This window comes from Azospirillum sp. VT-I1, from assembly GCF_055698305.1.
In genome coordinates, this window is the sequence record NZ_CP168807.1 from 43,587 (window position 1) to 63,828 (window position 20,242).

The window sequence follows — 20,242 nt, forward strand, 5'->3', positions numbered from 1 at the left end:
GGCGGCCCCGCTTTTCGGCGGTAAGGTGGTTTGATGACGCGCATTCTCGTCACCGGCGGCGCCGGCTTCATCGGTTCGGCGGTGGTCCGCCAGCTCCTTGCCGAGACCGACGCCTTCGTCGTCAATGTCGACAAGCTGACCTACGCGGCCAACCTGTCCTCCCTGCCGGGGGCCGAGGGCAATCCCCGCTACGCCTTCGAGAAGGTCGACATCTGCGACGCCGCCGAGCTGAGGCGGGTGTTCGACACCCACCAGCCCGACGCGGTGATGCATCTGGCCGCCGAATCCCATGTCGACCGTTCCATCGACGGGCCGGGCGAGTTCATCCAGACCAACGTGGTCGGCACCTTCCGCCTGCTGGAGGCGGCGCGCGGCTACTGGTCGGCCCTGCCGGCGGACCGGAAGGAACGCTTCCGCTTCCACCACATCTCCACCGACGAGGTGTTCGGCACGCTGGGCGACGACGGCTTCTTCACCGAGACCACCGCCTACAGCCCCAACTCGCCCTATTCGGCCAGCAAGGCGTCGAGCGACCATCTGGTGCGCGCCTGGCACGAGACCTACGGGCTGCCGGTGGTGCTGACCAACTGCTCCAACAATTACGGCCCCTACCATTTCCCGGAGAAGCTGATCCCGCTGATGATCCTCAAGGGTCTGGCGGGGGAGAAGCTGCCGGTCTACGGCAAGGGCGACAACATCCGCGACTGGCTCTATGTCGAGGACCATGCCCGCGCCCTGCGGCTGGTGCTGGAGAAGGGCCGGATCGGCGAGAGCTACAACATCGGCGGCCACAACGAGCGCACCAACCTGGAGGTCGTCCGCGCCATCTGCGCGCATCTGGACGAGATGAACCCGGCCGGCGCCCCGCACGACCGCCTGATCAGCTTCGTCACCGACCGCCCCGGCCATGACAAGCGCTATGCCATCGACGCCGGCAAGATCGAGCGCGAGCTGGGCTGGACTCCGCAGGAGACCTTCGAGAGCGGCCTGCGCAAGACGGTCGCCTGGTATCTGGAAAACCGCGACTGGTGGCAGGCCATCCTGAACGGCTCCTACCAGGGCGAGCGGCTCGGGCTCAAGGAAGAGGGAGCCGCGCAATGAAGGTCCTGGTTCTCGGCAGCAACGGACAGCTCGGCTTCGAACTGATGCGGGCCAAATGGGCGCCCGGCACCGACGTGGTGGGCCTGCCCTATCCCGAGTTCGACGTGACCCGGCCGGGCGACGTGGAGACGGCGGTCGCCACCCACGCGCCCGACCTGCTGGTCAACGCCACCGCCCACACCGCCGTCGACAAGGCCGAGAGCGAGGTGGATCTCTCCTTCGCCATCAACCGCGACGGGCCGGGCGCCATGGCGGCGGCCTGTGCGGCGCGCGGCATCCCCTTCATCCATGTGTCGACCGACTATGTGTTCGACGGGACGAAGGACGGCATCTACACCGAGGACGACCCGATCAACCCGCTGGGCGTCTATGGCGCCAGCAAGGCGGCGGGCGAGGAGGCGGTGCGCGCGGCGACGCCGAACCACGTCATCCTGCGCACCTCCTGGGTCTACAGCGCCTACGGCAACAACTTCGTCAAGACGATGCTGCGCTTCGGCAAGGAGCGCGAGGAGATGCGGGTGGTCGCCGACCAGCACGGCTCCCCCACCGCCGCCGCCGATCTCGCCGCCGCCATCGTGCAGATCGCCGATACCCTTGAAAAAATTGATGGCGGGAAGACCGGCAGCGCCGCCTGGGGCACCTACCACCTGACCGGCAGCGGCTATACCACCTGGCATGACTTCGCCGAGCGGATCTTCCAGCGGCTGGAAGAGCGCACCGGCAAGCGGCCGCGCCTGACCGCCATCGGCACGGCCGACTATCCGACCCCGGCGCGCCGCCCGGCCAATTCGCGGCTGGACTGCTCCCGCGCCAAGGAGCGTCTCGGCGTCGCCTGCCCGCCGTGGCAGGAGAGCCTGGACCGCGTGATCGACGAGCTGTTCACCAACCCGCCGCAGGCGTGAGGACGAAGACCATGAAGGGCATCATCCTGGCCGGCGGATCCGGCACCCGGCTCTACCCGGTGACGCGGGCGATCAGCAAGCAGTTGCTGCCGATCTACGACAAGCCGATGATCTATTTCCCGCTCAGCACCCTGATGCTGGCGGGCATCCGCGACATCCTGGTCATCACCACCCCGCACGACCAGCCGCTGTTCCAGACGGTGCTGGGCGACGGGTCGCAGTGGGGCCTGAACCTGACCTACGCCATCCAGCCCTCGCCCGACGGGCTGGCCCAGGCCTTCATCATCGGCCGCGAGTTCGTCGGCAACGATGCCTGCGCGCTCGTTCTCGGCGACAACATCTTCTACGGCCACGGCCTGACCAACATCCTGCGCGCCGCCGGCGAGAAGACCGACGGCGCCAGCGTCTTCGCCTATGCCGTGCGCGACCCCGAACGCTACGGCGTGGTGGAGTTCGACGGCCAGGGCCGGGCGCTGAGCATCGAGGAGAAGCCGGTGGCGCCGCGCTCCAAATGGGCGGTGACGGGGCTCTATTTCTACGACAACGACGTGCTGGACATCGCCGCCGCGGTGAAGCCGTCGGCCAGAGGCGAGCTGGAGATCACGTCGGTCAACGCCGCCTATCTCGACATGGGCAAGCTGGCGGTCGAGCAGATGGGCCGCGGCTATGGCTGGTTCGACACCGGCACCCACGACAGCCTGCTGGAGGCGGCGGAGTTCGTGCGCACCATCCAGCACCGCCAGGGCCTGCAGATCGCCTGTCCGGAGGAGATCGCCTACACCTCCGGCTGGATCGACGCCGAGCAGGTCCGCCGGTTGGCCGAGCCGCTGAAGAAGAACGATTACGGGCGCTACCTGCTGGGACTGCTAGGCTAAAGACTAAGGATCAAGCGGCACCTCTGCCGTGTTGTCCCTTAGCGGCTGGCTCGCGGTCCCCTGACGGGCCGCGGACAAGCCGCCGACGCCAACAGCCAAGACAGGAAGGCAGCCCTTGCCGGCCCTTACCAACCGAAAGCGTGTCCTCGTCACCGGCGGCGCCGGATTCCTGGGATCCCACCTGTGCGAGCGGCTGCTGGCGGCCGGGAACGACGTGCTGTGCGTCGACAACTTCTTCACCGGCAGCCGCGACAACGTCCTGCACCTGCTGGACAACCCGCATTTCGAGCTGATGCGCCACGACGTGACGTTTCCGCTCTATGTCGAGGTGGACGAGGTCTACAACCTCGCCTGCCCGGCCTCGCCGATCCATTACCAGCACGACCCCGTCCAGACGACCAAGACCAGCGTCCACGGCGCCATCAACATGCTGGGGCTGGCCAAGCGGGTGGGGGCGCGGATCATGCAGGCCTCGACCTCGGAGGTCTACGGCGACCCGGCGGTGCATCCGCAGCCCGAGGAATATTGGGGCAACGTGAACACCATCGGCCCGCGCGCCTGCTATGACGAGGGCAAGCGCTGCGCCGAAACGCTGTTCTTCGACTATCACCGCCAGCACAAGCTGGACATCAAGGTCATCCGCATCTTCAACACCTACGGCCCGCGCATGCACCCCAACGACGGGCGGGTGGTGTCGAACTTCATCATCCAGGCGCTGAAGGGCGAGCCGATCACCATCTACGGCGACGGCCAGCAGACGCGCTCCTTCTGCTATGTCGACGACCTGATCGAAGGCTTCCTGCGCTTCATGGACACGCCGGCCGGCGTCACCGGCCCGATCAACCTCGGCAATCCCGGCGAGTTCACCATGCTGGAACTGGCGGAGAAGGTCGTCCGCCTGACCCGCTCGGCCTCGACCATCGAGCACAAGCCGCTGCCGCAGGACGACCCCAAGCAGCGCCGCCCCGACATCGCCAAGGCCCGCGCCCTGCTGGACTGGGAACCGGCCGTGCCGCTGGACGAGGGGCTGGAGCGCACCATCGCCTATTTCCGCGGCCGCTTCTTCGGGTGAGTGAGATCCCCCTCTCCCGCCTCTCGCACAAACGAAGTTTGTGCTGACGGCGTCAGGCGGATCAAAGATCCGCTGAGAGCCCCGGGAGAGGGAATTTTCCCTCCCCTACCGGACCAGCCGTTCCTCCCAGGAAAGCGCCGAGGCGACGATGGTCTCCAGGTCGGCGTGGCGCGGGGTCCAGTCGAGCGTGCGGCCGATGCGTTCCACCCCCGCCACCAGGGCCGGGGGATCGCCGGCGCGGCGCGGGCCGATGCGCATGGGCAGCGGCTTTCCGGTCACCCGCTCCACCATCGCCAGCACCTCGCGCACCGAATAGCCGCGGCCATAGCCGCAGTTCAGCACCTCGGACGCGCCGCCGGCCTCCAGATGGCGGAGCGCCGCGACATGGGCGTCGGCGAGGTCGCTGACATGGATGTAGTCGCGCACGCAGGTGCCGTCCGCCGTGTCGTAGTCGTCGCCGAAGATCTGCAGCTCCGCCCGCTGGCCGGTGACGGTCTGGGCGGCGATCTTGATCAGGTGGGTGGCGACCTTCGACACCTGCCCCGAACGTCCCTGCGGGTCGGCGCCGGCGACGTTGAAGTAGCGCAGCGCGACATAGCGCAGGTCATGCGCCGCCGCGGTGTCGCGCAGCATCCACTCCGTCATCAGCTTGGAGGAGCCGTAGGGGTTGATCGGGCTGGTCGGCGTCTGCTCGTCGATCGGCAGGCGGTCGGGCATGCCGTAGACGGCGGCGGTGGAGGAGAAGATGAAGCGGCCGATCCCGGCCTCCACGCAGGCCTCGACCAGGGCGTGGCTCTTCACCGTGTTGTTGCGGTAGTAGGCGAGCGGCCGCTCCACCGATTCCGGCACCACGATGCTGCCGGCGAAATGCATCACGGTGCCGATGCCGTGGCGGGCGAAGGTATCGGCCAGCAGCGCCTTGTCGCCGACGTCGCCCTCGACCAGGGTCACATCGTCGGGCAGGGCGGAGCGCCGGCCGGTGGACAGGTCGTCCAGCACCACGACGGCGCGCCCCTGGTCGCGCAGGGCCAGCACCACATGGGAGCCGATATAGCCGGCGCCGCCGGTCACCAGCACGGTCGCGTTTTCGCTCGTGGTCATGTCCGCTCTTCGTCGTCGGTTGGGGTCGATCGGGTCAGAGTCGGAAGATAGTCGTCCGCCCATGCTGCACTGCGGGCTTTTCCGCCGAACGGACGACATCATTCGAATGGCCTCCAACGCCCCGCTTCGCCCCCGATGGGCGGCCGGACGGAGAAGGGGAAGCGCTAGTCGAGGTAGTAGCGCAGGATGAGCGTCCGCTGGACCATCAGGATGCTGACGATCGGGAAGAGCCACACCATCCAGGTCAGGCCGCGCTCCAGCACGCCCGCCGAACCGGAAGCCGGCTCCTGCCGGCTGCCGACGAAGGCCAGCGGCAGCAGGGCCGCCAGCGGCAGGAAATAGCGCCCCTGCACGCCGTCCACCCACAGCTGGCCGACCGGCGTCCACACCATGTAGAGCGCGCCGAACAGCAGCGCCCCGGTCGCCAGCACGACGCCCAGGGTCACCGCCGAGGCCCGCGCCGGCGCGCCGGAATACCAGTCCGCCGCCCGGCGGCCGAGCAGCAGCGGCAGGAAGGACAGCAGCAGGACCAGATAGGCGGCATCGTAATAGGGCCTGGGCAGCCGGGTATCGACCCAGCCGAGGATGCCGACGAACTGCTGGTAATATTCGTGGCCCCAGACCTGGAAGGTCTTCACGGCGATGGTGAGGACGGCCAGCGGGTCGCCCAGCAGGAAGCGGAGCTGGCCCATGGCGTCGGTCGGGGCGTCCTGGCGAATCAGCGGCGTCTGCACGGCGAGCGCCATCCACACCGCCCAGCCGACGGCGGCGGCCAGCGAGGCGGCGACCGCGAGGCGTTTCACCGCCGCCCGCTCCGCCGGCACCGCCAGCGGCATCAGGCAGAGCAGGGCGTAGGGCTGCTTGGTCATGCCCACCAGGGCGAAGCAGGCGGCACTGGCCCAGACCTCCGCGCTGCGCAGCGGCCGGCCTTCGGACAGCGCCCGCGCCAGGAAGGCGATGCCGAGTGCCGTGACGGTGATGACCAGCCCGTCCTGGCTCATCGAGGCGTAGAGGGAGACCGACATCGGCAGCAGCAGCACGGCGAACAGCGGCAGATGCGCCCGCCCGGCCAGCAGCAGGGCGAAGACGCCGACGAGGATGCAGGTCAGCGCGTTGGCCGCCCGCGCCAGATACAGCGTCTGCACCACCGGCAGGTCGAGCGCCTTGCCGAGCGCGATGGCAGCGGCCTGCGGCAGGTAGAAGAAGGGCGGGTAGGGGGCGGTGTTCTCCGCCGCCACGTTGAAGACCCGGCCGTCCCAGCGGGCGGTGAAGGATTTGGCGAAATCCTCCAGGTTGGCCCGCTCGTCCGGCTTGAAGGGGACATGGTGGAAGGGGAAATAGGCCTCGATGATCGCGACATCGGACGGGCCGCCCGCCGCGACCCGCCCGTCGGTCGGAACCCTGGCGGCCACCCAGTAGCCGTGGGTGATCATGTTGGCCCGGTAGATGTGGGCGGGCTCGTCGGCGGTCTGGAAGGGCGGAAGGCTCCAGACCAGAAAGAACGCCGAGATGGTTGCCAGAACGGCAAAGAGGAGAGAACCAATCCGCTGCATCACCAGACCTGTCGCTGAATGGGCTGGTGGGGTGGGTACCCCATCCACCGGACAGGCGCCACTTGGAAACTTTGACGCAGCGGGAAGGGGCGGGGAGCCGCCCACGGCCCTTACGGCTCGCGGATGCTTTCGTCGAGCACGCGGATGACGGGGTAGAGGAAGTAGGACAGCACCGAGCGGGTGCCGACCCGGATCTCGGCCGAGGCGACCATGCCGGGGCTGAGGTTGGTACCGTCGGGCACCGCCTCCAGCCGGGTGTCGGTCAGGCGGATGCGGGTGCGGAAGACGGCGCCGGCGGCCGGCCGGGGGCCATCGGGGTTGGCGGCCTGGCTTCCAGCGCCCTGGGGATCGTGGGTGAAGGCGTCGGCGCTGATGGTGCGGATTTCGCCGGGCAGGGTGCCGTGGCGCTGGAAAGGGAAGGCGTCCAGCTTCACCCGCACGAAGTCGCCGACCCGGACCAGACCGATGTCGCGGGACGGGATTTCCGCCTCCACCTCCAGCGGCACGTCGGCGGGGACCAGGGTGACCAGCGGCTCGGCCTCGCGAATGACGGAGCCGACGGAGCGCTTGGCCACCTCCAGCACCACCGCGTCGACCGGGGCGGTCAGGGTGACCAGCGAGCGGCGGCGCTCGGCCTTGGCGATCTGTTCCACCAGGGTGGCCCGCTGGCGGGTCTGCTCAACGAGATCCTCCGCCGTCTTGCGGCGCCATTCGTCGATGAAGGCGGCACGGTCGGCCTGGACGCCGCGCAGCTCGTGTTCGCTCTCGCGCTCGCGGTCCTGCAGGGCGGTCAGCTCGTCGCGCATGCGCAGCCGCTCGACCCGCGCCTCCAGCCAGGTCAGGCGGGAGCCGGTCTGGCGCTCCTGAAGCTGGCGGCGGATGTCTTCCACCTCGCCCACCACGGCGAGCCGCTCGGCAAGGCCAGCCTGGGCGCGGCGGCTGGCGGCGATGGCGCTGTCCAGCTGCCCGGCCTTCTCGTCCAGCGAGGCGAGGCGGGAGCGGTATTCGGCGCGGCGGCGCTCCAGGATGGCGGCCTGCACCGCGGCATCGGGGTTGTTGACGGCGGGGGTGAAGTCGCTGCCGTCCAGCTCGGCGCGCAGCCGGCCGATCTGCGCCTCGACGCCGGCGAGCTTGGCGGTCAGGTCGGCCAGATCCGCCGCGGCGAAGGTGGGGTCGAGCGTCGCCAGCCGGTCGCCGGCCCGCACCCGGTCGCCGACCTGCACGTCGACGCCGCGCACCACCGCGGTCTCCAGCGGCTGGGCCACCACCAGCGGCGCCGTGGTCACCAGCCGGCCGCCGGCGGTGACGATGCGGTCGACCTGGGCGAGCCCCGCCCACAGCACCAGCGCCACCAGAAGCCCGGCCAGCACATAAAGGGTGGAGCGTGCCAACCAGGGCAGCGGCGCATGTTCGATGGCCGCGCCGTCCGGCAGATACTCCAGCGCGAAGCCCGGCGGCGGCGCCGACGGGGCGGGCAGGGCGGCGCGGCGGCGGGCAGAGGGAGATGGAGCGGCAGGGGGAGGGGCAGCTTCGGCCTTGGCCGGGACGACCTCGCGGCCGGTCTCCCCCTGCGTGGTGTCCCGGCTGTCGATTTCAGGCATGCGTGTGTCGGGCATGGCTCAGCGCCCCCGGTTCTGCTGCTGCCACAGATGCCGGTATTCGGCGCAGCGGTCGAGCAGGATGGGATGGGGGGCGAGGTCGAGCAGGCGGCCCTGCTCCAGCACGGCGATGGTGTCGCAGCCGGTCAGGGTGGACAGCCGGTGGGTGACGATCAGCACGGTGCGGCCATGAGCGATCCGCCGCAAGTTGGCCATGACGATGGCCTCGCTGTCGGGGTCGAGCGCGCTGGTCGCCTCGTCCAGGATCAGCAGGCGCGGCTGGGGCAGCAGGGCGCGGGCGATGGCGATGCGCTGCTTCTGGCCGCCGGACAGGTTGCTCGCCCCCTCCTCCACCAGCGTGTCGTAGCCGTCGGGCAGGCGGTGGATGAACTCGTCGGCGCCGGCCAGCCGGGCGGCCTCGACGATCTCCTCGCGGCTGGCCTCGGGCATGGTCATCGCGATGTTGTCGCGGATGGTGCCGCGGAACAGGAAATTCTCCTGCAGCACCACGCCGATGGAGCGGCGCAGATGGGCCAGATCCAGCTCGCGGATGTCGAGCCCGTCATAGCGGATGGTGCCGTCCTGCACCGGGTAGAAGCCCTGGAGCAGCCGCATCAGCGTGCTCTTGCCTGAGCCGCTGCGCCCGACCAGCCCGACGACGGAGCCGGCCGGGACGGTCAGGGTGACGCCGTCGAGCGCCGGCGGCCGGTTGCGGTCGTAGCGGAAACCCAGCCCCTCGATCTCGATGCGGCCGATCAGGGCGGGGCAGGCGCCGCTGCCCTCGCGCCTGGGCTCGGCCGGATGGTTCATCACCTCGCCCAGCATGCGCACCGACAGCGCGGTTTCCTGATACTGGTGGATCAGCGAGACGATCTGGACCAGCGGCGTCACCACCCGGCCCGACAGCATCTGGAAGGCGATCAAGGCGCCGACCGACAGCTGGCGGTCGAAGACGTCGAAGGCGCCGACGGCGACCACCGCCACCATCATCGCCTTCTCCAGGAACTCCGTCACCGTACGGGCGGCGATGGAGATGCGGCCGACCCGGTAATGGCTGGTCACCGCGCGCGCCGCCTTGCGGTCCCAGCTGCGGCGCTGCTGCGGCTCCAGCGCCGAGGATTTGACGGTGCGCATGCCGTGGATGGTCTCCACCAGCATGGCCTGCCGCTCGGCGTCGGCGTTGTAGAGGTCGCCGAGCCGGCTGCGGTAGATCGGCACCAGGGCGACCATCACCCCGGCGATCAATCCGGCGAACAGCAGGGCCACCAGCGTCAGCTTGACCGAATAGAAGAACAGCACCGGCAGGAAGACCAGCAGCACCAGGCTGTCCAGCACGGTGGACAGCAGGTTGCCGGTCAGGAATTCGCGGATGCGCTCCACCTGCTGCATGTGGCGCACGGTGACGCCGGCCGAATGCCCGTCGAAGAAGGTGATGGGCAGGTCGAGCAGATGGCCGAAGGTGCGGTTCAGCAGGCGGATGTCGATGCGGTTGGCCGCCGCCAGCAGGATGAACTGGCGCAGGAAGCGGAAGGCCGCCTCGAACAGCAGGGCGCCCAGCACGCCGATGGTCAGCACCTGCAAGGTGGCGATGGTCTCGTTCACCAGCACCTTGTCGATCACGATCTGGAAATAGACCGGGACCGCAAGGGCGAGCGCGTGCAGGACCAGCGCCGCCGCCACCACGTCGCGGAAGGCCGATTTCTGGCGCAGGATCTCCGGCACGAACCAGCGCAGGCCGAAGGGCTGGCGCGGATCGGCAAGGCCGTGGCGCGGCTTGAGGAAGACCAGCTCGCCGTCCCAGCGCTCCAGGAAGCGGTCGCGCGGCACGTCGATCACGTCCAGCCGGTCGGCCAGCGGATCGACGACGCCGACCATGGGTTCCTCGGCCGGATCGGCAGGACGGGACAGCCCGACCAGGATGACGGTGTTGCCGTTGGACAGCCGCGCCAGCAGCGGGAAGACGGGGGGCAGGGCCTGCAGGGCCTTCCAGTCGAGCCGGCGGGCGGTCGCCTTGAAGCCGGTGGCGGCGGCGATGCGCAGCAGGTCGGCGGTGGATGGCTCCCCATTTGGTCCGCTGGGGCCGGGTGCGACGCGGGCGCGCAGGGCGGCCGGCGAGGCCGACAGGCCATGGTGGCGCGCCACCAGCGTCAGGCAGCGCAGCGCGGTGCTCTCGTCGTGCCCGGGAGCGGCATCGGGGCCGGGAGGCGGAGCCGTTACGGTCGTGCTGGCGTCCGGCATCGGTCAGCCGAAATTCGGCGAGCGGGGCCGTCCGGGCGGGGGGCCGTGGGCGCTGAAGACGGGGAGGCCGGCTGGATCGGGGCCTGCACCGGGCTCTGGAACGCCGGGGCGGCAGGGGCCGGCGCAGGCGGCGGCATCGTGCCGGAATTGGGCGGCAGCACGCCGGCAGCCTCCAGCCGCTGGCGCATGCCCTCAAGCGCGGACAGGCTGGCGAGGAAGCCCGGCAGGCTCATCACCACCCGCTGGCGGATGGCGGGCAGCGGCTGGCCGTTGTCGTCCTTGCGGAGCGCCGACAGGCTGAACAGGTCGATGCGGACCATGCCGTTGCCGAAGCCGATGTCGAAGACCCCGTCGGCATAGAGTTCGGGGATGCGGTCGTCCGGCGGCGGCTCGATGGTCATGATGGTCCCGGCAACAGAAGGCGGGGCGCCGCTGCGGCACCCTCGCATCCTCTTTCTACCGGAAGGCGGCGACCGGGACCAAGCCGCCAATTCCCGCATCCGCAAAGAGACACAAGCGGCGCTCGCGCTTCATGTCTCCTTGCGATCGGTCTGCGGATCAGTTGCGGCCGTAGACGTCCTCCAGCCGGACGATGTCGTCCTCGCCCAGATAGGAGCCGGACTGCACCTCGATGATGGTCAGCGGCACCTTGCCGGGGTTCTCCAGCCGGTGGACCGTGCCGATCGGGATGTAGATCGACTGGTTCTCGTAGACCATCACCTGCTCCTCGCCGCGGGTGACGAGTGCGGTGCCGTTGACCACCACCCAATGCTCGGCCCGGTGATGGTGCTTCTGCAGGGACAGGCGCGAGCCGGGGGCGATGGTCAGGCTCTTCACCTGGAAGCGGTCGCCGGTGTGCAGCGACTGGTAGGAGCCCCAGGGGCGGTGGACCCGGCGGTGGCTGACCGACTCGCTGCGCCCTTCGGCCTTCAGACGGTCGACGATGCGCTTGACGTCCTGCGCCTGGGACCGGTCGGCGACCAGCACGGCGTCGTCCACCACCACCACCACGGCGTTCTCCACCCCGACCACGGCGGTCAGGTGGTTGTCGCTGCGGACGTAGCAGTCGCGGGCGCCCTCCAGCAGCACGTCGCCGACGACGACGTTGCCCTCGCCGTCCTTGTTGCCGACGTCCCACAGCGCCGACCAGGCGCCGACGTCGGTCCAGCCGATCTCGCAGGGGACGACGGCGGCGCGGTCGGTGCGCTCCATCACCGCATAGTCGATGGAGATGCTGGGCGCCTTGGCGAAGGCGGCGGCGTCCAGGCGGAAGAAGTCGAGGTCCTTCGATCCCTGGTCCAGCGCCTCGCGGCAGGCGGCCAGCACCGCCGGGGCGTGGCGCTCCAGCTCGGCCAGCAGGCGGGCGGCCGGGAACAGGAACATGCCGCTGTTCCAGGCATAGGTGCCCTCGGCGAGGTAGCGCTCGGCCACCTCCAGCGACGGCTTCTCGACGAAGGCGGCGACGTTGTAGGCGCCGTCGGCCTCGTCCATCGAATGGCCGCGGCGGATATAGCCGTAGCCGGTCTCCGGCCGGGTCGGGGTGATGCCGAAGGTGACCAGCCGGCCGGCCTGGGCGGCGCGGGCGGCGATGGCGACGGCGCGGCGGAAGGCGTCGGCGTCGCGGATCTCGTGGTCGGCCGGCAGGATCAGCAGCAGCGCGTCCGGATCGTCGGCCGTCACCGCCAGGGCGGCGAGCGCGCAGGCGGCGGCGGTGTTGCGGCCGGCCGGCTCCAGGATGATGCCGCGCGGCGTGCAGCGCGACTGGCGCAGCTGCTCGGCGGCGAGGAAGCGGTGTTCCTGGTTGCAGATCACCAGCGGGGCCGAGAAGACGGCCTCCGCGGTGGCGCCGGCCGGCACGGAACCGGCTTGGCTGCTGACCCGCAGGGCGGTGTCCTGGAGCATCGTCCGGTCGGAGCAGAGCGGCAGGAACTGCTTGGGATACAGTTCGCGCGACAAGGGCCACAAACGGGACCCCGTACCGCCGGACAGCAGCACCGGGACGATCTTCTGCGCGGAATTGCCGTTCATCCTGCCGCCATCTGTTGTGTGAGCATGTGGTCGGGCACCGGAAAAGCCGAAGGTCGAAACCAACGGCCGGCGCCATGGCGGTTCGTTATAGACCGTGCTTTCCGCGCTCCACAAGCACCCCTCCGAGACCCATCCGACATTCCGGCTAAGGGTTACCGCCTTCAGGTGGCATAAGGAAAGTCAGGGGGAGCAGGCGCCAATTGATTTGAACAAATCATGAACATTGCTTAGGCTTCTCACATGCCCCAGCGGAGCTACAAATACCGGCTTTATCCGAGCAAGGCCCAGAGCGTGGCCCTGACTGAGATGCTGGGCGCGTTCTGCGATCTCTACAACGCCGCCCTCCAGCAGCGCATCGAAGCCTACCGCCGTCAGCACAAGACGTTGCGTTACCTCGATCAAGCCAGCGAGCTGAAGGCGGTGCGCGCCGTCGACGAGCGCTTGGCCCAATTCAGCTATTCCGCCGCACAGCAGGTGCTCCGCCGTCTCGACAAGGCCTTCACGGCCTTCTTCCGCCGCCTGAAAGCCAAGGCAAAGGCAGGCTTCCCGCGGTTTCGTACCAAGAGCCGCTTCGACAGCGCCGAGTTCCGCGTTGGCGACGGGCTGACGATCCGCAAGAGCAAGCGCCTTGGCATCACCGGCATCACCGGCGAGATCAAGGTGAAGTGGCACCGCAACCTTCCGGCCGGGGCGACAGTGGGGGCCGCTGTTTTGTCCCGCTCGGCTGGCAAGTGGTTCGTCTGCTTCCAGGTCGCGGTGCCTGACCAGGAGGGGCCGCCGCGCGACGGTGCTGCGGTCGGCATTGACGTTGGCCTCACCTCCTTGGTCGCCACCTCGGACGGCGACGTGGTCAAGACACCGCAATGGACGAAGCACGCGGCCAAGAAACAGCGTCGCCTTCAGCGGGCCCTGGCCCGCTGCAAACGGGGCAGCCGGCGCCGGCTCAAGGCCAAACACCGGCTTGCCCGCCACAGCGCCCACACCGCCAACCAACGCCGCGACTTTCTTCATAAGCTGTCGCGCTCCCTGGTGGAGCGCTACGCCGTTATCGCATTGGAAGATTTGAGCATCGACCGTCTGGCCCGGTCGATGCTGGCCAAGGCCATTCACAACGCCGCATGGGGCCAGCTTCGCTCCTTCCTCGACTACAAGGCTGCAAGTGCCGGTGTTCGGGTGGAGGTCGTCGATCCACGCGGGACAAGCCAGACCTGCCCGGCCTGCGGAACCCAGGTCGCCAAGACGCTCGCGGAGCGCATGCACACATGCTCGTGTGGCTGCGTGATGGACCGGGATGTTGCGGCGGCGACCGTCATTCTGCAACGGATACAGGGAATGGGGCCGGGACACGGCCTTCGGTCGCTAAGCCAGCGGGTTGCCGCATAGCTTGACCGAGAAGCCATCGCTATCAAGGCGATGGAATGTTCACCCGACCGGGGCGCCTCTTCCAAAATGGGGCGAGACAAGACTCCAAACACGCCCGCCTCAGGCAGCCAACGGCCAGGGTCGAGGTTGGTCTTGTCGCGCCCCCTGCCGTCCGGCACCCGCTGGACCCGGTGGACAAGGCCGGCGGGCACGGATCGGACGCGCCGCTTGGGAAAGCCCGGCCCGGAGGGGGCGCGACAGAACTCCAAACCGGGCTGCGGGCCGGATGGGGACAGGAGCGTGAATCAAGGAGGAGTCGCGGTCGATTCGCCTCCGCGACTCGGAAAACAGCGAATCGGAAGCGATTCGGGGTCGAATCGAAATGTCCCGCCTGGAGTCTTGTCGCGTCTGCCGAAAAATCCACAGGCAACGCGGACTATCCGCTGGAGTCTTGTCGCGGGAGTTCTGGAGTTTTGTCGCGCGACTCGCGATTCTCTACTGGAGTCTTGTCGCGCAAACTATTAACTGAATCAAATAACCGTACAAATAGTTTGAGCGACAAGACTCCAAATTGCTGGCACTAACCGGCCGTGATATAGGGTTCCTCGCAAAGTCGTGCCAAGGTCAGCTCGCTATGGGACAGATACACACCCTGATCACCCAGCTTGGACGCGACCAGGCGAAGGCGCTCCAGACCGATCCGGATCAGCGTTCGCTAGTCGATGTCGCCGCTGCCGTCCTCGAAGAGGAGCGGCAGGAGCTTGGCATAACCTATTCGGGTTTTGCGCTGACGGCGCTTCCGCATCGTCGTCTTCCCGACGACCAGCCGTGGGAGCGTCGCGGACATAAGATCCGCTTGCTGATCGAACCCGGACGACTGCCGATCCGCAACGGTGGCTTTAAGCTTTACGGTGTTCCGTACGGCAGCCGCGCGCGGATGATCCTGCTGTATCTGCAGACCCGGGCGATCCAGACCGACAGCCGCGAGGTCGAGTTGGGCCGCAGCATGCACGAGTGGCTCGACCGCATGGGCCTGTCGGTGGGCGGCCAGACCTACCGCGACATCCGCGAGCAGGCCTCGCGCATCGCCGCCTGCAACCTGACCTTCGCCTGGGAGGACGCCCACAGCATCGGCTTCGAAAAGGGGTCGATCGTCAAGGGCGGCATCCATTTCTCGGCCAATGCCGGGGCGGAGCCGGGGCAGGGATCGCTGTGGGAGGACCGCGTCCTGCTGTCCGAAGCCTTCTTCCGCGAGCTGAAGGCCCATCCGGTGCCGATCTGGGAACCGGCGCTGCGCCACATCCAGAACAACAGCACCAGCATCGACATCTATATCTGGCTGGCCTACCGGCTGCACAGCCTGAACCGCTCCACCCCCATCACCTGGCCCGCGGTGTTCGAGCAGTTCGGCGCCGGCTACAGCCGCCTGCGCGACTTCCGCAAGCGCTTCATCGAGGCCTTGCAGCTGGCGCTCGCCGTCTATCCCGACGCGCGGGTGGATGTGGAGGAACAGGGGCTGATGCTGCACCCCTCGCCGCCGCCGATCCCGGAGCGCAAGTTCGCGCAGCTTTGCCGGTAGGAGCTTTGCGGGAGTTCAGCGGCAGTCCCCTCTCCCTCGAAGAGGGGAAGGGTTAGGGAGGCGGCAAGAGCACCTCACCTATCCTGCACTCCCCCTGCGACAAGACTCCAAACTCCGCCCCCTCAGGGATTGGCCCGCAGGGCCTTCGCCAGCGGGTCGAACAGGTGGCGGAGCGTTGAATCCAAAAGACTTTCCTCCAGGCCACCGGAGAGCGCCAGAGCCTGGGGCGGCATCATGAAGAAGGGCGCGCCGCCGGCGGATCCGCTGCGCTGAAGGGTCGCCGCGAGCGCCAGAAGCCGCCCACCCTGTCCCTTGCCATCCGGCCGCAGCGTGGCGTGGACCAGCAGCAGCAGGGTGCCGGGATCGGCGATGCGGGCATCGTTGGGGGCGAGCGCGGTGACCGCCGGGCCGGCGGCCAGCAGCCCCGACAGCACCGCGGCGGCGCGGCCGCACAGCGCGTCGTCGCCAAGGTCGGCTCCAAGGTCAGTGACCGGACCGCCGTCGGCATCCACCGCGCAGAGCATGCCGACGCGCTCGACACGCTGGAAGAAGGGCAGGGGCGACATGGCGGAGATCCCGGACGTGTGAAGGAGCAGGCTCGCGGCGAGCAACAGCGCAGGGCGCATCCGCATCATCGCACCTCCTCTGTGTCGACCGTCTCGCTGCCGGCGCTATGTCGCACGACCAGCCGGCGGACGGACAGCTTATAGGCGGAAGGCGACGGAAGCGGAAGGAAACCGGAGTCCCCGGGCCGGCACAGGCTCCCGCTTCGCCAGGTGACTATTGACCGCCTGCTCGCCCAATTCCGCGCACAGCGTCGGCAGATGTGTCGTCTTATCCATCGACAGCTGCGCCGGATGCCAGCAGGCTGTGACCCCCATTCCCCGTTTTCCAGGCCACGCCTCATCCATGCGGATCCTGTTCGTCCACCAGAACACCCCCGGCCAGTACAAGCATCTCGTCCGCCATTTCGCGGCGGATCCGGCCCATCAGGTCGCCTTCATCGGCAAGGCGAAGCGCGAGATGCCGGGCGTGCACACGGCGCTCTACCGGCCGAGCCGCGAGCCGGGCGAGGCCACCCACCCCTATATCCGCATGTTCGAGGGGCAGGTCCTGCACGGGCAGGGTGCGGTGCGCGCCGGTCTGGCCCTGCAGAAGGGCGGCTTCACTCCCGACGTGATCTGCGCCCATCCCGGCTGGGGCGAGGCGCTGTTCCTGAAGGACCTGTTTCCGGACGCCCGGCTGCTGCTCTATTGCGAGTTCTTCTACCGGGCCGACGGATCGGACGTCGGTTTCGATCCGGAACGGCCGGTGACGCTGGAGACGCGCTGCCGCATCCGCACCAAGAACGCCGCCCTGCTGACCGGGCTGGACGCGATGGACTGGGGCGTCAGCCCGACCGAATGGCAGCGGCGCCAGCATCCCGACGCCTTCCGCCCGCGCATCTCGGTGATCCATGACGGGGTCGACACCGCGGTCTGCCGGCCGGATCCGGCCGCCACCGTCACTCTGCCCGACGGCCGGACCCTGTCGCGCGGGGACGAGGTGGTGACCTATGTCGCCCGCAACCTGGAGCCCTACCGCGGCTTTCCCACCTTCATGCGGGCGGCGGCGGAGCTGCTGCGGCGCCGGCCCAACCTGCACATCCTGGTGGTGGGCGGCGATGAGGTCAGCTACGGCGCTCCGCCCGAGGGTGGCGGCAGCTGGCGCGAGACGATGTGGCGGGAGACGATGCTGGACGCCACCGGGGAGCCCCGGCCGGAGGCGGCGCGGCTGCATGTGCTGGGCAAGCTGCCCTACGACCGTTACCTGTCGGTCCTGCGCATCTCGCGCGCCCACATCTACCTGACCTTCCCCTTCGTCCTGTCCTGGTCGATGCTGGAGGCGATGGCCTGCGGCGCCGTCATCGTCGGGTCCGACACGCCGCCGGTCGCCGAGGTGATCGAGGACGGGGTGAACGGGCTGCTGACGGACTTCTTCGATCCCATGGCGCTCGCCGACCGGGTGGAGACGGCGCTGGACGACCCGGACCTGCGCGCCGCCCTGTCGGCCGCCGCAAGGATGACGGCGGTGGAGCGCTTCGACCTCGCCACCGTCTGCCTGCCGGCGCAGATCCGCCTGCTGGAGGATATGCAGGCCGGGCGGATGCCGCCGCTTCGCACATGACGCGGCTCCATCCGCCGACGGGCCTTGCATGGGCGGTCATCCTGAATTAACCCGATCGTCAGAAAGCACCGGTTACGGTCGGCGTTCATTTCGAACCCGATGCCGCACCCGTCCCGGACCATCCGGAGCGCGGGGCTCGGGCCGGCGGCTTCGATCGATGCGGCTTCAACGGACGGAACCGGCGGTGACGACAGACTCCAGCAAGGCCAGCCAGCCCAAGCCATGGCATCCGGATCCTGCCGCCGGCACCGGGCTCGAGGCGGGGCTGCGCATGCTGGACGGCCGGTCGGTCCTGATCACCGGGGGCACCGGTTCCTTCGGGCGCCGCTTCGTCGAGACGGTGATGCGCCACGCCAAACCGCGCCGGGTCATCATCTTCTCCCGCGACGAGTTCAAGCAGTACGAGATGCAGCAGCGCATGCCGGCGGAGTGGGCGCCGACGCTGCGCTATTTCATCGGCGACGTGCGCGACCGCGAGCGGCTGGAGCTGGCGATGCGCGGCGTCGACTTCTGCGTCCATGCCGCGGCGCTGAAGCATGTGCCTGCCGCCGAATACAACCCGATGGAATGCATCCACACCAACGTCTACGGGGCGGAGAACGTGGTGCGGGCGGCGCTGTCGATGGGGGTGCGGCGTGTCGTCGCGCTGTCGACCGACAAGGCGGCCAACCCGATCAACCTCTACGGCGCCAGCAAGCTGGCGTCGGACAAGATCTTCATCGCCGCCAACAACCTGTCGGGGGCGCTCGACACCCGCTTCGCCGTGGTGCGCTATGGCAACGTGGTGGGGTCGCGCGGCAGCGTCGTGCCGCTGTTCCGCAAGATGATCGCCGAGGGAGCCGACCATCTGCCGGTCACCGACGAGCGGATGACCCGCTTCTGGATCACGCTCCAGCACGGGGTCGATTTCGTGCTGTCCTGCTTCGCCATGATGCAGGGCGGCGAGATCTTCGTGCCGAAGATCCCCAGCATGCGCATCGCCGATCTCGCCCGCGCCATGGCGCCGGACCTGCCGCAGCGGATCGTCGGCATCCGGCCGGGCGAGAAGCTGCACGAGGTGATGATCACCGAGGACGATTCCCGCCAGACCTACGAGCTGGCCGACCGCTACGTGATCGAGCCGGCCTTCACCTTCTGGCAGCATGCGCCCTACGAGCGGCTGAACGCCCGCCCGGTGGCCGACGGCTTCCGCTATGCCAGCGACGGCAACGACGACTGGCTGGACGGCGAGCGGCTGCGCACACTGCTGGCGGAAGCCCCCTGATGGAGAGCCTGCCCTTCCTCCCCTATGGCCGCCAGTCGGTGGAGGAGGAGGACATCGCCGCGGTGGCGGCGGTGCTGCGCGGCGACTGGCTGACCCAGGGGCCGGCGGTCGCCGGCTTCGAGCGGGCCTTGGCCGGGCGGGTCGGCGCGGCCGAGGCGGTGGCCTGCGCCAACGGCACCGCGGCGCTGCGGCTGGCCTACGCCGCGCTCGGCATCGGGCCGGGCGATGCGGTGGTGGTGCCGTCCAACACCTTCCTCGCCACGGCGTCGGCCGCCCGGCATGCCGGGGCGGAGGTCGCCTTCGCCGACGTCGATCCCGACAGCGGCCTGATGGGCGTCGCCGAGGCCGAGGCCGCCATCGCCCGTGCGGCCAAGGCCGGCTGGCGCGTCCGCGCGCTCGCCCCGGTCCACTATGCCGGGCAGACCGCGCCGATGGCCGCTCTCGCCGCGCTTGCCCGGGCGGAAGGGCTGGCGCTGGTCGAGGACGCCTGCCACGCCATCGGCACGGTCGATCCGTCCGGGGAAGGCGAGACGCCGGTCGGCGCCGGCCGTGCGGGGGTGGAGGCGGGGTCGCTGACCGTCTTCTCCTTCCATCCGGTCAAGACCATCGCGGCCGGGGAGGGCGGGGCGGTCACCGGCGACGACCCGGCGCTGATGGCGCGGGTGCGGCGCCTGTGCAACCACGGCATGATGCGCGCGCCCGGACCGGGGGAGGGCTTCGCCGATCCCGACGCCGCCCTGGATGCGGAGGGCAACGCCAACCCCTGGTACTATGAAATGGCGGAGCCCGGCTTCAACCACCGGCTTTCCGACATCCATGCGGCGCTGGTGCTGAGCCAGCTCGGCCGGCTCGACCGCTTCGTCGGGCGGCGGGCGCGGCTGATGACGCTCTATGCCGAGCGGCTGGCGCCGCTGGCGCCGCTGGTGCGGCCGCCGGCCCCGGTGCCCTGGTGCCGTCCGGCCTGGCACCTGTGCGCCGCGCGCATCGATTTCGATGCCGCGGGGCGGACCCGCTCGGCCGTGATGGCGGCCCTGCGCGCCCTGGGCGTCGGCACGCAGGTGCACTATATCCCGGTCCATCGCCAACCCTACTGGCGCCGCCGCTACGGCGATCTCGCCCTGCCCGGCGCCATGAGCCATTATGCCCACACGCTGTCGCTGCCGCTGTTCCCGGCCATGGCCGACGGCGACGTCGACCGGGTCGCCGAGGCGCTGGAGCGGGTCCTGTCCTGACACGGGTCCAGCCGGGAACCCCGGCGGCCGTTCAGGGTCCGGACCGTTTCGTCGGAGCGATTCCGTTAGCGTTTTGGACAGGATGGACCGATAACAATGGCGTCGTCAGGAGGGCATAGATCTAGGTCGAACGGCTGAACAGCCGGATGGCCGGGGTCGGGTCGTCCCGAA

16 protein-coding genes are annotated in these 20,242 nt (G+C 69.2%); 9 read left to right on the top strand and 7 right to left on the bottom strand.

Features of this window, described 5'->3' with window-relative positions; translation table 11 throughout:
• Nucleotides 1–33: 33 nt before the first annotated feature.
• The 4 genes from rfbB (at nt 34) to AB8P05_RS31410 (ending at nt 3,950) form a co-directional block, all read left to right on the top strand.
• Nucleotides 34–1,101: a dTDP-glucose 4,6-dehydratase gene (rfbB, locus tag AB8P05_RS31395; RefSeq protein WP_452011722.1), complete on the top strand. Its 1,068-nt coding sequence runs from the start codon at nt 34–36 to the stop codon at nt 1,099–1,101.
• On the top strand, nt 1,098–2,003 hold the full coding sequence (gene rfbD, locus AB8P05_RS31400; protein ID WP_472762138.1) for a dTDP-4-dehydrorhamnose reductase: 906 nt from the start codon (nt 1,098–1,100) through the stop codon (nt 2,001–2,003). Before rfbB ends, rfbD begins: the two co-directional genes overlap by 4 nt.
• Nucleotides 2,004–2,014: 11 nt before the next feature.
• On the top strand, nt 2,015–2,878 hold the full coding sequence (gene rfbA, locus AB8P05_RS31405; protein ID WP_472762139.1) for a glucose-1-phosphate thymidylyltransferase RfbA: 864 nt from the start codon (nt 2,015–2,017) through the stop codon (nt 2,876–2,878).
• A 115-nt stretch (nt 2,879–2,993) separates the two neighbouring features.
• Nucleotides 2,994–3,950: a UDP-glucuronic acid decarboxylase family protein gene (locus AB8P05_RS31410; protein WP_472762140.1), complete on the top strand. Its 957-nt coding sequence runs from the start codon at nt 2,994–2,996 to the stop codon at nt 3,948–3,950.
• 105 nt (nt 3,951–4,055) lie between these two features.
• Here the strand turns inward: AB8P05_RS31410 and galE are convergent, their stop codons facing one another.
• The 6 genes from galE to AB8P05_RS31440 form a co-directional block, all read right to left on the bottom strand.
• The gene (gene galE / locus AB8P05_RS31415; RefSeq protein ID WP_472762141.1) at nt 4,056–5,051 is read right to left on the bottom strand and encodes a UDP-glucose 4-epimerase GalE; all 996 of its coding nucleotides are present in this window, start codon (nt 5,049–5,051) and stop codon (nt 4,056–4,058) included.
• Nucleotides 5,052–5,215: 164 nt separating this feature from the next.
• Nucleotides 5,216–6,604: a DUF2142 domain-containing protein gene (locus tag AB8P05_RS31420; RefSeq protein ID WP_472762142.1), complete on the bottom strand. Its 1,389-nt coding sequence runs from the start codon at nt 6,602–6,604 to the stop codon at nt 5,216–5,218.
• 110 nt (nt 6,605–6,714) lie between these two features.
• Nucleotides 6,715–8,220 (bottom strand): HlyD family type I secretion periplasmic adaptor subunit, encoded by a 1,506-nt coding sequence (locus AB8P05_RS31425; RefSeq protein ID WP_472762143.1) that lies wholly within the window; start codon nt 8,218–8,220, stop codon nt 6,715–6,717.
• A 3-nt stretch (nt 8,221–8,223) separates the two neighbouring features.
• The gene (locus AB8P05_RS31430; protein ID WP_472762144.1) at nt 8,224–10,440 is read right to left on the bottom strand and encodes a peptidase domain-containing ABC transporter; all 2,217 of its coding nucleotides are present in this window, start codon (nt 10,438–10,440) and stop codon (nt 8,224–8,226) included.
• Entirely contained in the window at nt 10,416–10,841 is a 426-nt protein-coding gene (locus tag AB8P05_RS31435) for a hypothetical protein (protein ID WP_472762145.1), read from the bottom strand. Before AB8P05_RS31435 ends, AB8P05_RS31430 begins: the two co-directional genes overlap by 25 nt.
• A 157-nt stretch (nt 10,842–10,998) precedes the next feature.
• On the bottom strand, nt 10,999–12,468 hold the full coding sequence (locus tag AB8P05_RS31440; protein ID WP_472762146.1) for a mannose-1-phosphate guanylyltransferase/mannose-6-phosphate isomerase: 1,470 nt from the start codon (nt 12,466–12,468) through the stop codon (nt 10,999–11,001).
• Between the two features lie 240 nt (nt 12,469–12,708).
• On the opposite strand from AB8P05_RS31440, the gene AB8P05_RS31445 reads away from it, so the two are divergent.
• Together AB8P05_RS31445 and AB8P05_RS31450 are read left to right on the top strand one after the other, a co-directional pair.
• Nucleotides 12,709–13,851, top strand: a complete 1,143-nt coding sequence (locus tag AB8P05_RS31445; protein ID WP_472762147.1) for an RNA-guided endonuclease InsQ/TnpB family protein — start codon at nt 12,709–12,711, stop codon at nt 13,849–13,851.
• 613 nt (nt 13,852–14,464) lie between these two features.
• Nucleotides 14,465–15,409 carry a replication protein RepA gene (locus AB8P05_RS31450; RefSeq protein ID WP_012978551.1) on the top strand — a complete coding sequence of 315 codons (945 nt, stop codon included), beginning with the start codon at nt 14,465–14,467 and terminating at the stop codon, nt 15,407–15,409.
• Between the two features lie 122 nt (nt 15,410–15,531).
• On the opposite strand, the gene AB8P05_RS31455 is transcribed toward AB8P05_RS31450, so the two are convergent.
• Nucleotides 15,532–15,975 (bottom strand): hypothetical protein, encoded by a 444-nt coding sequence (locus AB8P05_RS31455; protein ID WP_472762148.1) that lies wholly within the window; start codon nt 15,973–15,975, stop codon nt 15,532–15,534.
• A gap of 343 nt (nt 15,976–16,318) precedes the next feature.
• Here AB8P05_RS31455 and AB8P05_RS31460 point away from each other — a divergent pair, with 343 nt between their 5' ends.
• From AB8P05_RS31460 to pseC, 3 genes are all read left to right on the top strand, one after another.
• The gene (locus AB8P05_RS31460; protein ID WP_472762149.1) at nt 16,319–17,575 is read left to right on the top strand and encodes a glycosyltransferase family 4 protein; all 1,257 of its coding nucleotides are present in this window, start codon (nt 16,319–16,321) and stop codon (nt 17,573–17,575) included.
• A gap of 271 nt (nt 17,576–17,846) precedes the next feature.
• Nucleotides 17,847–18,839 carry a UDP-N-acetylglucosamine 4,6-dehydratase (inverting) gene (gene pseB, locus AB8P05_RS31465; RefSeq protein ID WP_455176276.1) on the top strand — a complete coding sequence of 331 codons (993 nt, stop codon included), beginning with the start codon at nt 17,847–17,849 and terminating at the stop codon, nt 18,837–18,839.
• A complete protein-coding gene (pseC, locus tag AB8P05_RS31470) occupies nt 18,839–20,071 on the top strand; it encodes a UDP-4-amino-4,6-dideoxy-N-acetyl-beta-L-altrosamine transaminase (RefSeq protein WP_472762150.1) in 1,233 nt (410 codons plus the stop codon). The genes pseB and pseC overlap by 1 nt, the downstream gene beginning before the upstream one ends.
• Nucleotides 20,072–20,242 lie beyond the last annotated feature (171 nt).

What these genes read in the sequence shown, in the direction of transcription:
- AB8P05_RS31440 (WP_472762146.1), bottom strand. Translation starts at nt 12,468, where the DNA reads ATGAACGGCAATTCCGCGCAGAAGATCGTCCCGGTGCTGCTGTCCGGC.
- AB8P05_RS31425 (WP_472762143.1), bottom strand. Translation starts at nt 8,220, where the DNA reads ATGCCCGACACACGCATGCCTGAAATCGACAGCCGGGACACCACGCAG.
- AB8P05_RS31445 (WP_472762147.1), top strand. Translation starts at nt 12,709, where the DNA reads ATGCCCCAGCGGAGCTACAAATACCGGCTTTATCCGAGCAAGGCCCAG.
- rfbD (WP_472762138.1), top strand. Translation starts at nt 1,098, where the DNA reads ATGAAGGTCCTGGTTCTCGGCAGCAACGGACAGCTCGGCTTCGAACTG.
- pseC (WP_472762150.1), top strand. Translation starts at nt 18,839, where the DNA reads ATGGAGAGCCTGCCCTTCCTCCCCTATGGCCGCCAGTCGGTGGAGGAG.
- galE (WP_472762141.1), bottom strand. Translation starts at nt 5,051, where the DNA reads ATGACCACGAGCGAAAACGCGACCGTGCTGGTGACCGGCGGCGCCGGC.
- AB8P05_RS31460 (WP_472762149.1), top strand. Translation starts at nt 16,319, where the DNA reads ATGCGGATCCTGTTCGTCCACCAGAACACCCCCGGCCAGTACAAGCAT.
- AB8P05_RS31435 (WP_472762145.1), bottom strand. Translation starts at nt 10,841, where the DNA reads ATGACCATCGAGCCGCCGCCGGACGACCGCATCCCCGAACTCTATGCC.
- AB8P05_RS31450 (WP_012978551.1), top strand. Translation starts at nt 14,465, where the DNA reads ATGGGACAGATACACACCCTGATCACCCAGCTTGGACGCGACCAGGCG.
- pseB (WP_455176276.1), top strand. Translation starts at nt 17,847, where the DNA reads ATGCTGGACGGCCGGTCGGTCCTGATCACCGGGGGCACCGGTTCCTTC.
- rfbA (WP_472762139.1), top strand. Translation starts at nt 2,015, where the DNA reads ATGAAGGGCATCATCCTGGCCGGCGGATCCGGCACCCGGCTCTACCCG.
- AB8P05_RS31455 (WP_472762148.1), bottom strand. Translation starts at nt 15,975, where the DNA reads ATGTCGCCCCTGCCCTTCTTCCAGCGTGTCGAGCGCGTCGGCATGCTC.
- AB8P05_RS31430 (WP_472762144.1), bottom strand. Translation starts at nt 10,440, where the DNA reads ATGCCGGACGCCAGCACGACCGTAACGGCTCCGCCTCCCGGCCCCGAT.
- rfbB (WP_452011722.1), top strand. Translation starts at nt 34, where the DNA reads ATGACGCGCATTCTCGTCACCGGCGGCGCCGGCTTCATCGGTTCGGCG.
- AB8P05_RS31420 (WP_472762142.1), bottom strand. Translation starts at nt 6,604, where the DNA reads ATGCAGCGGATTGGTTCTCTCCTCTTTGCCGTTCTGGCAACCATCTCG.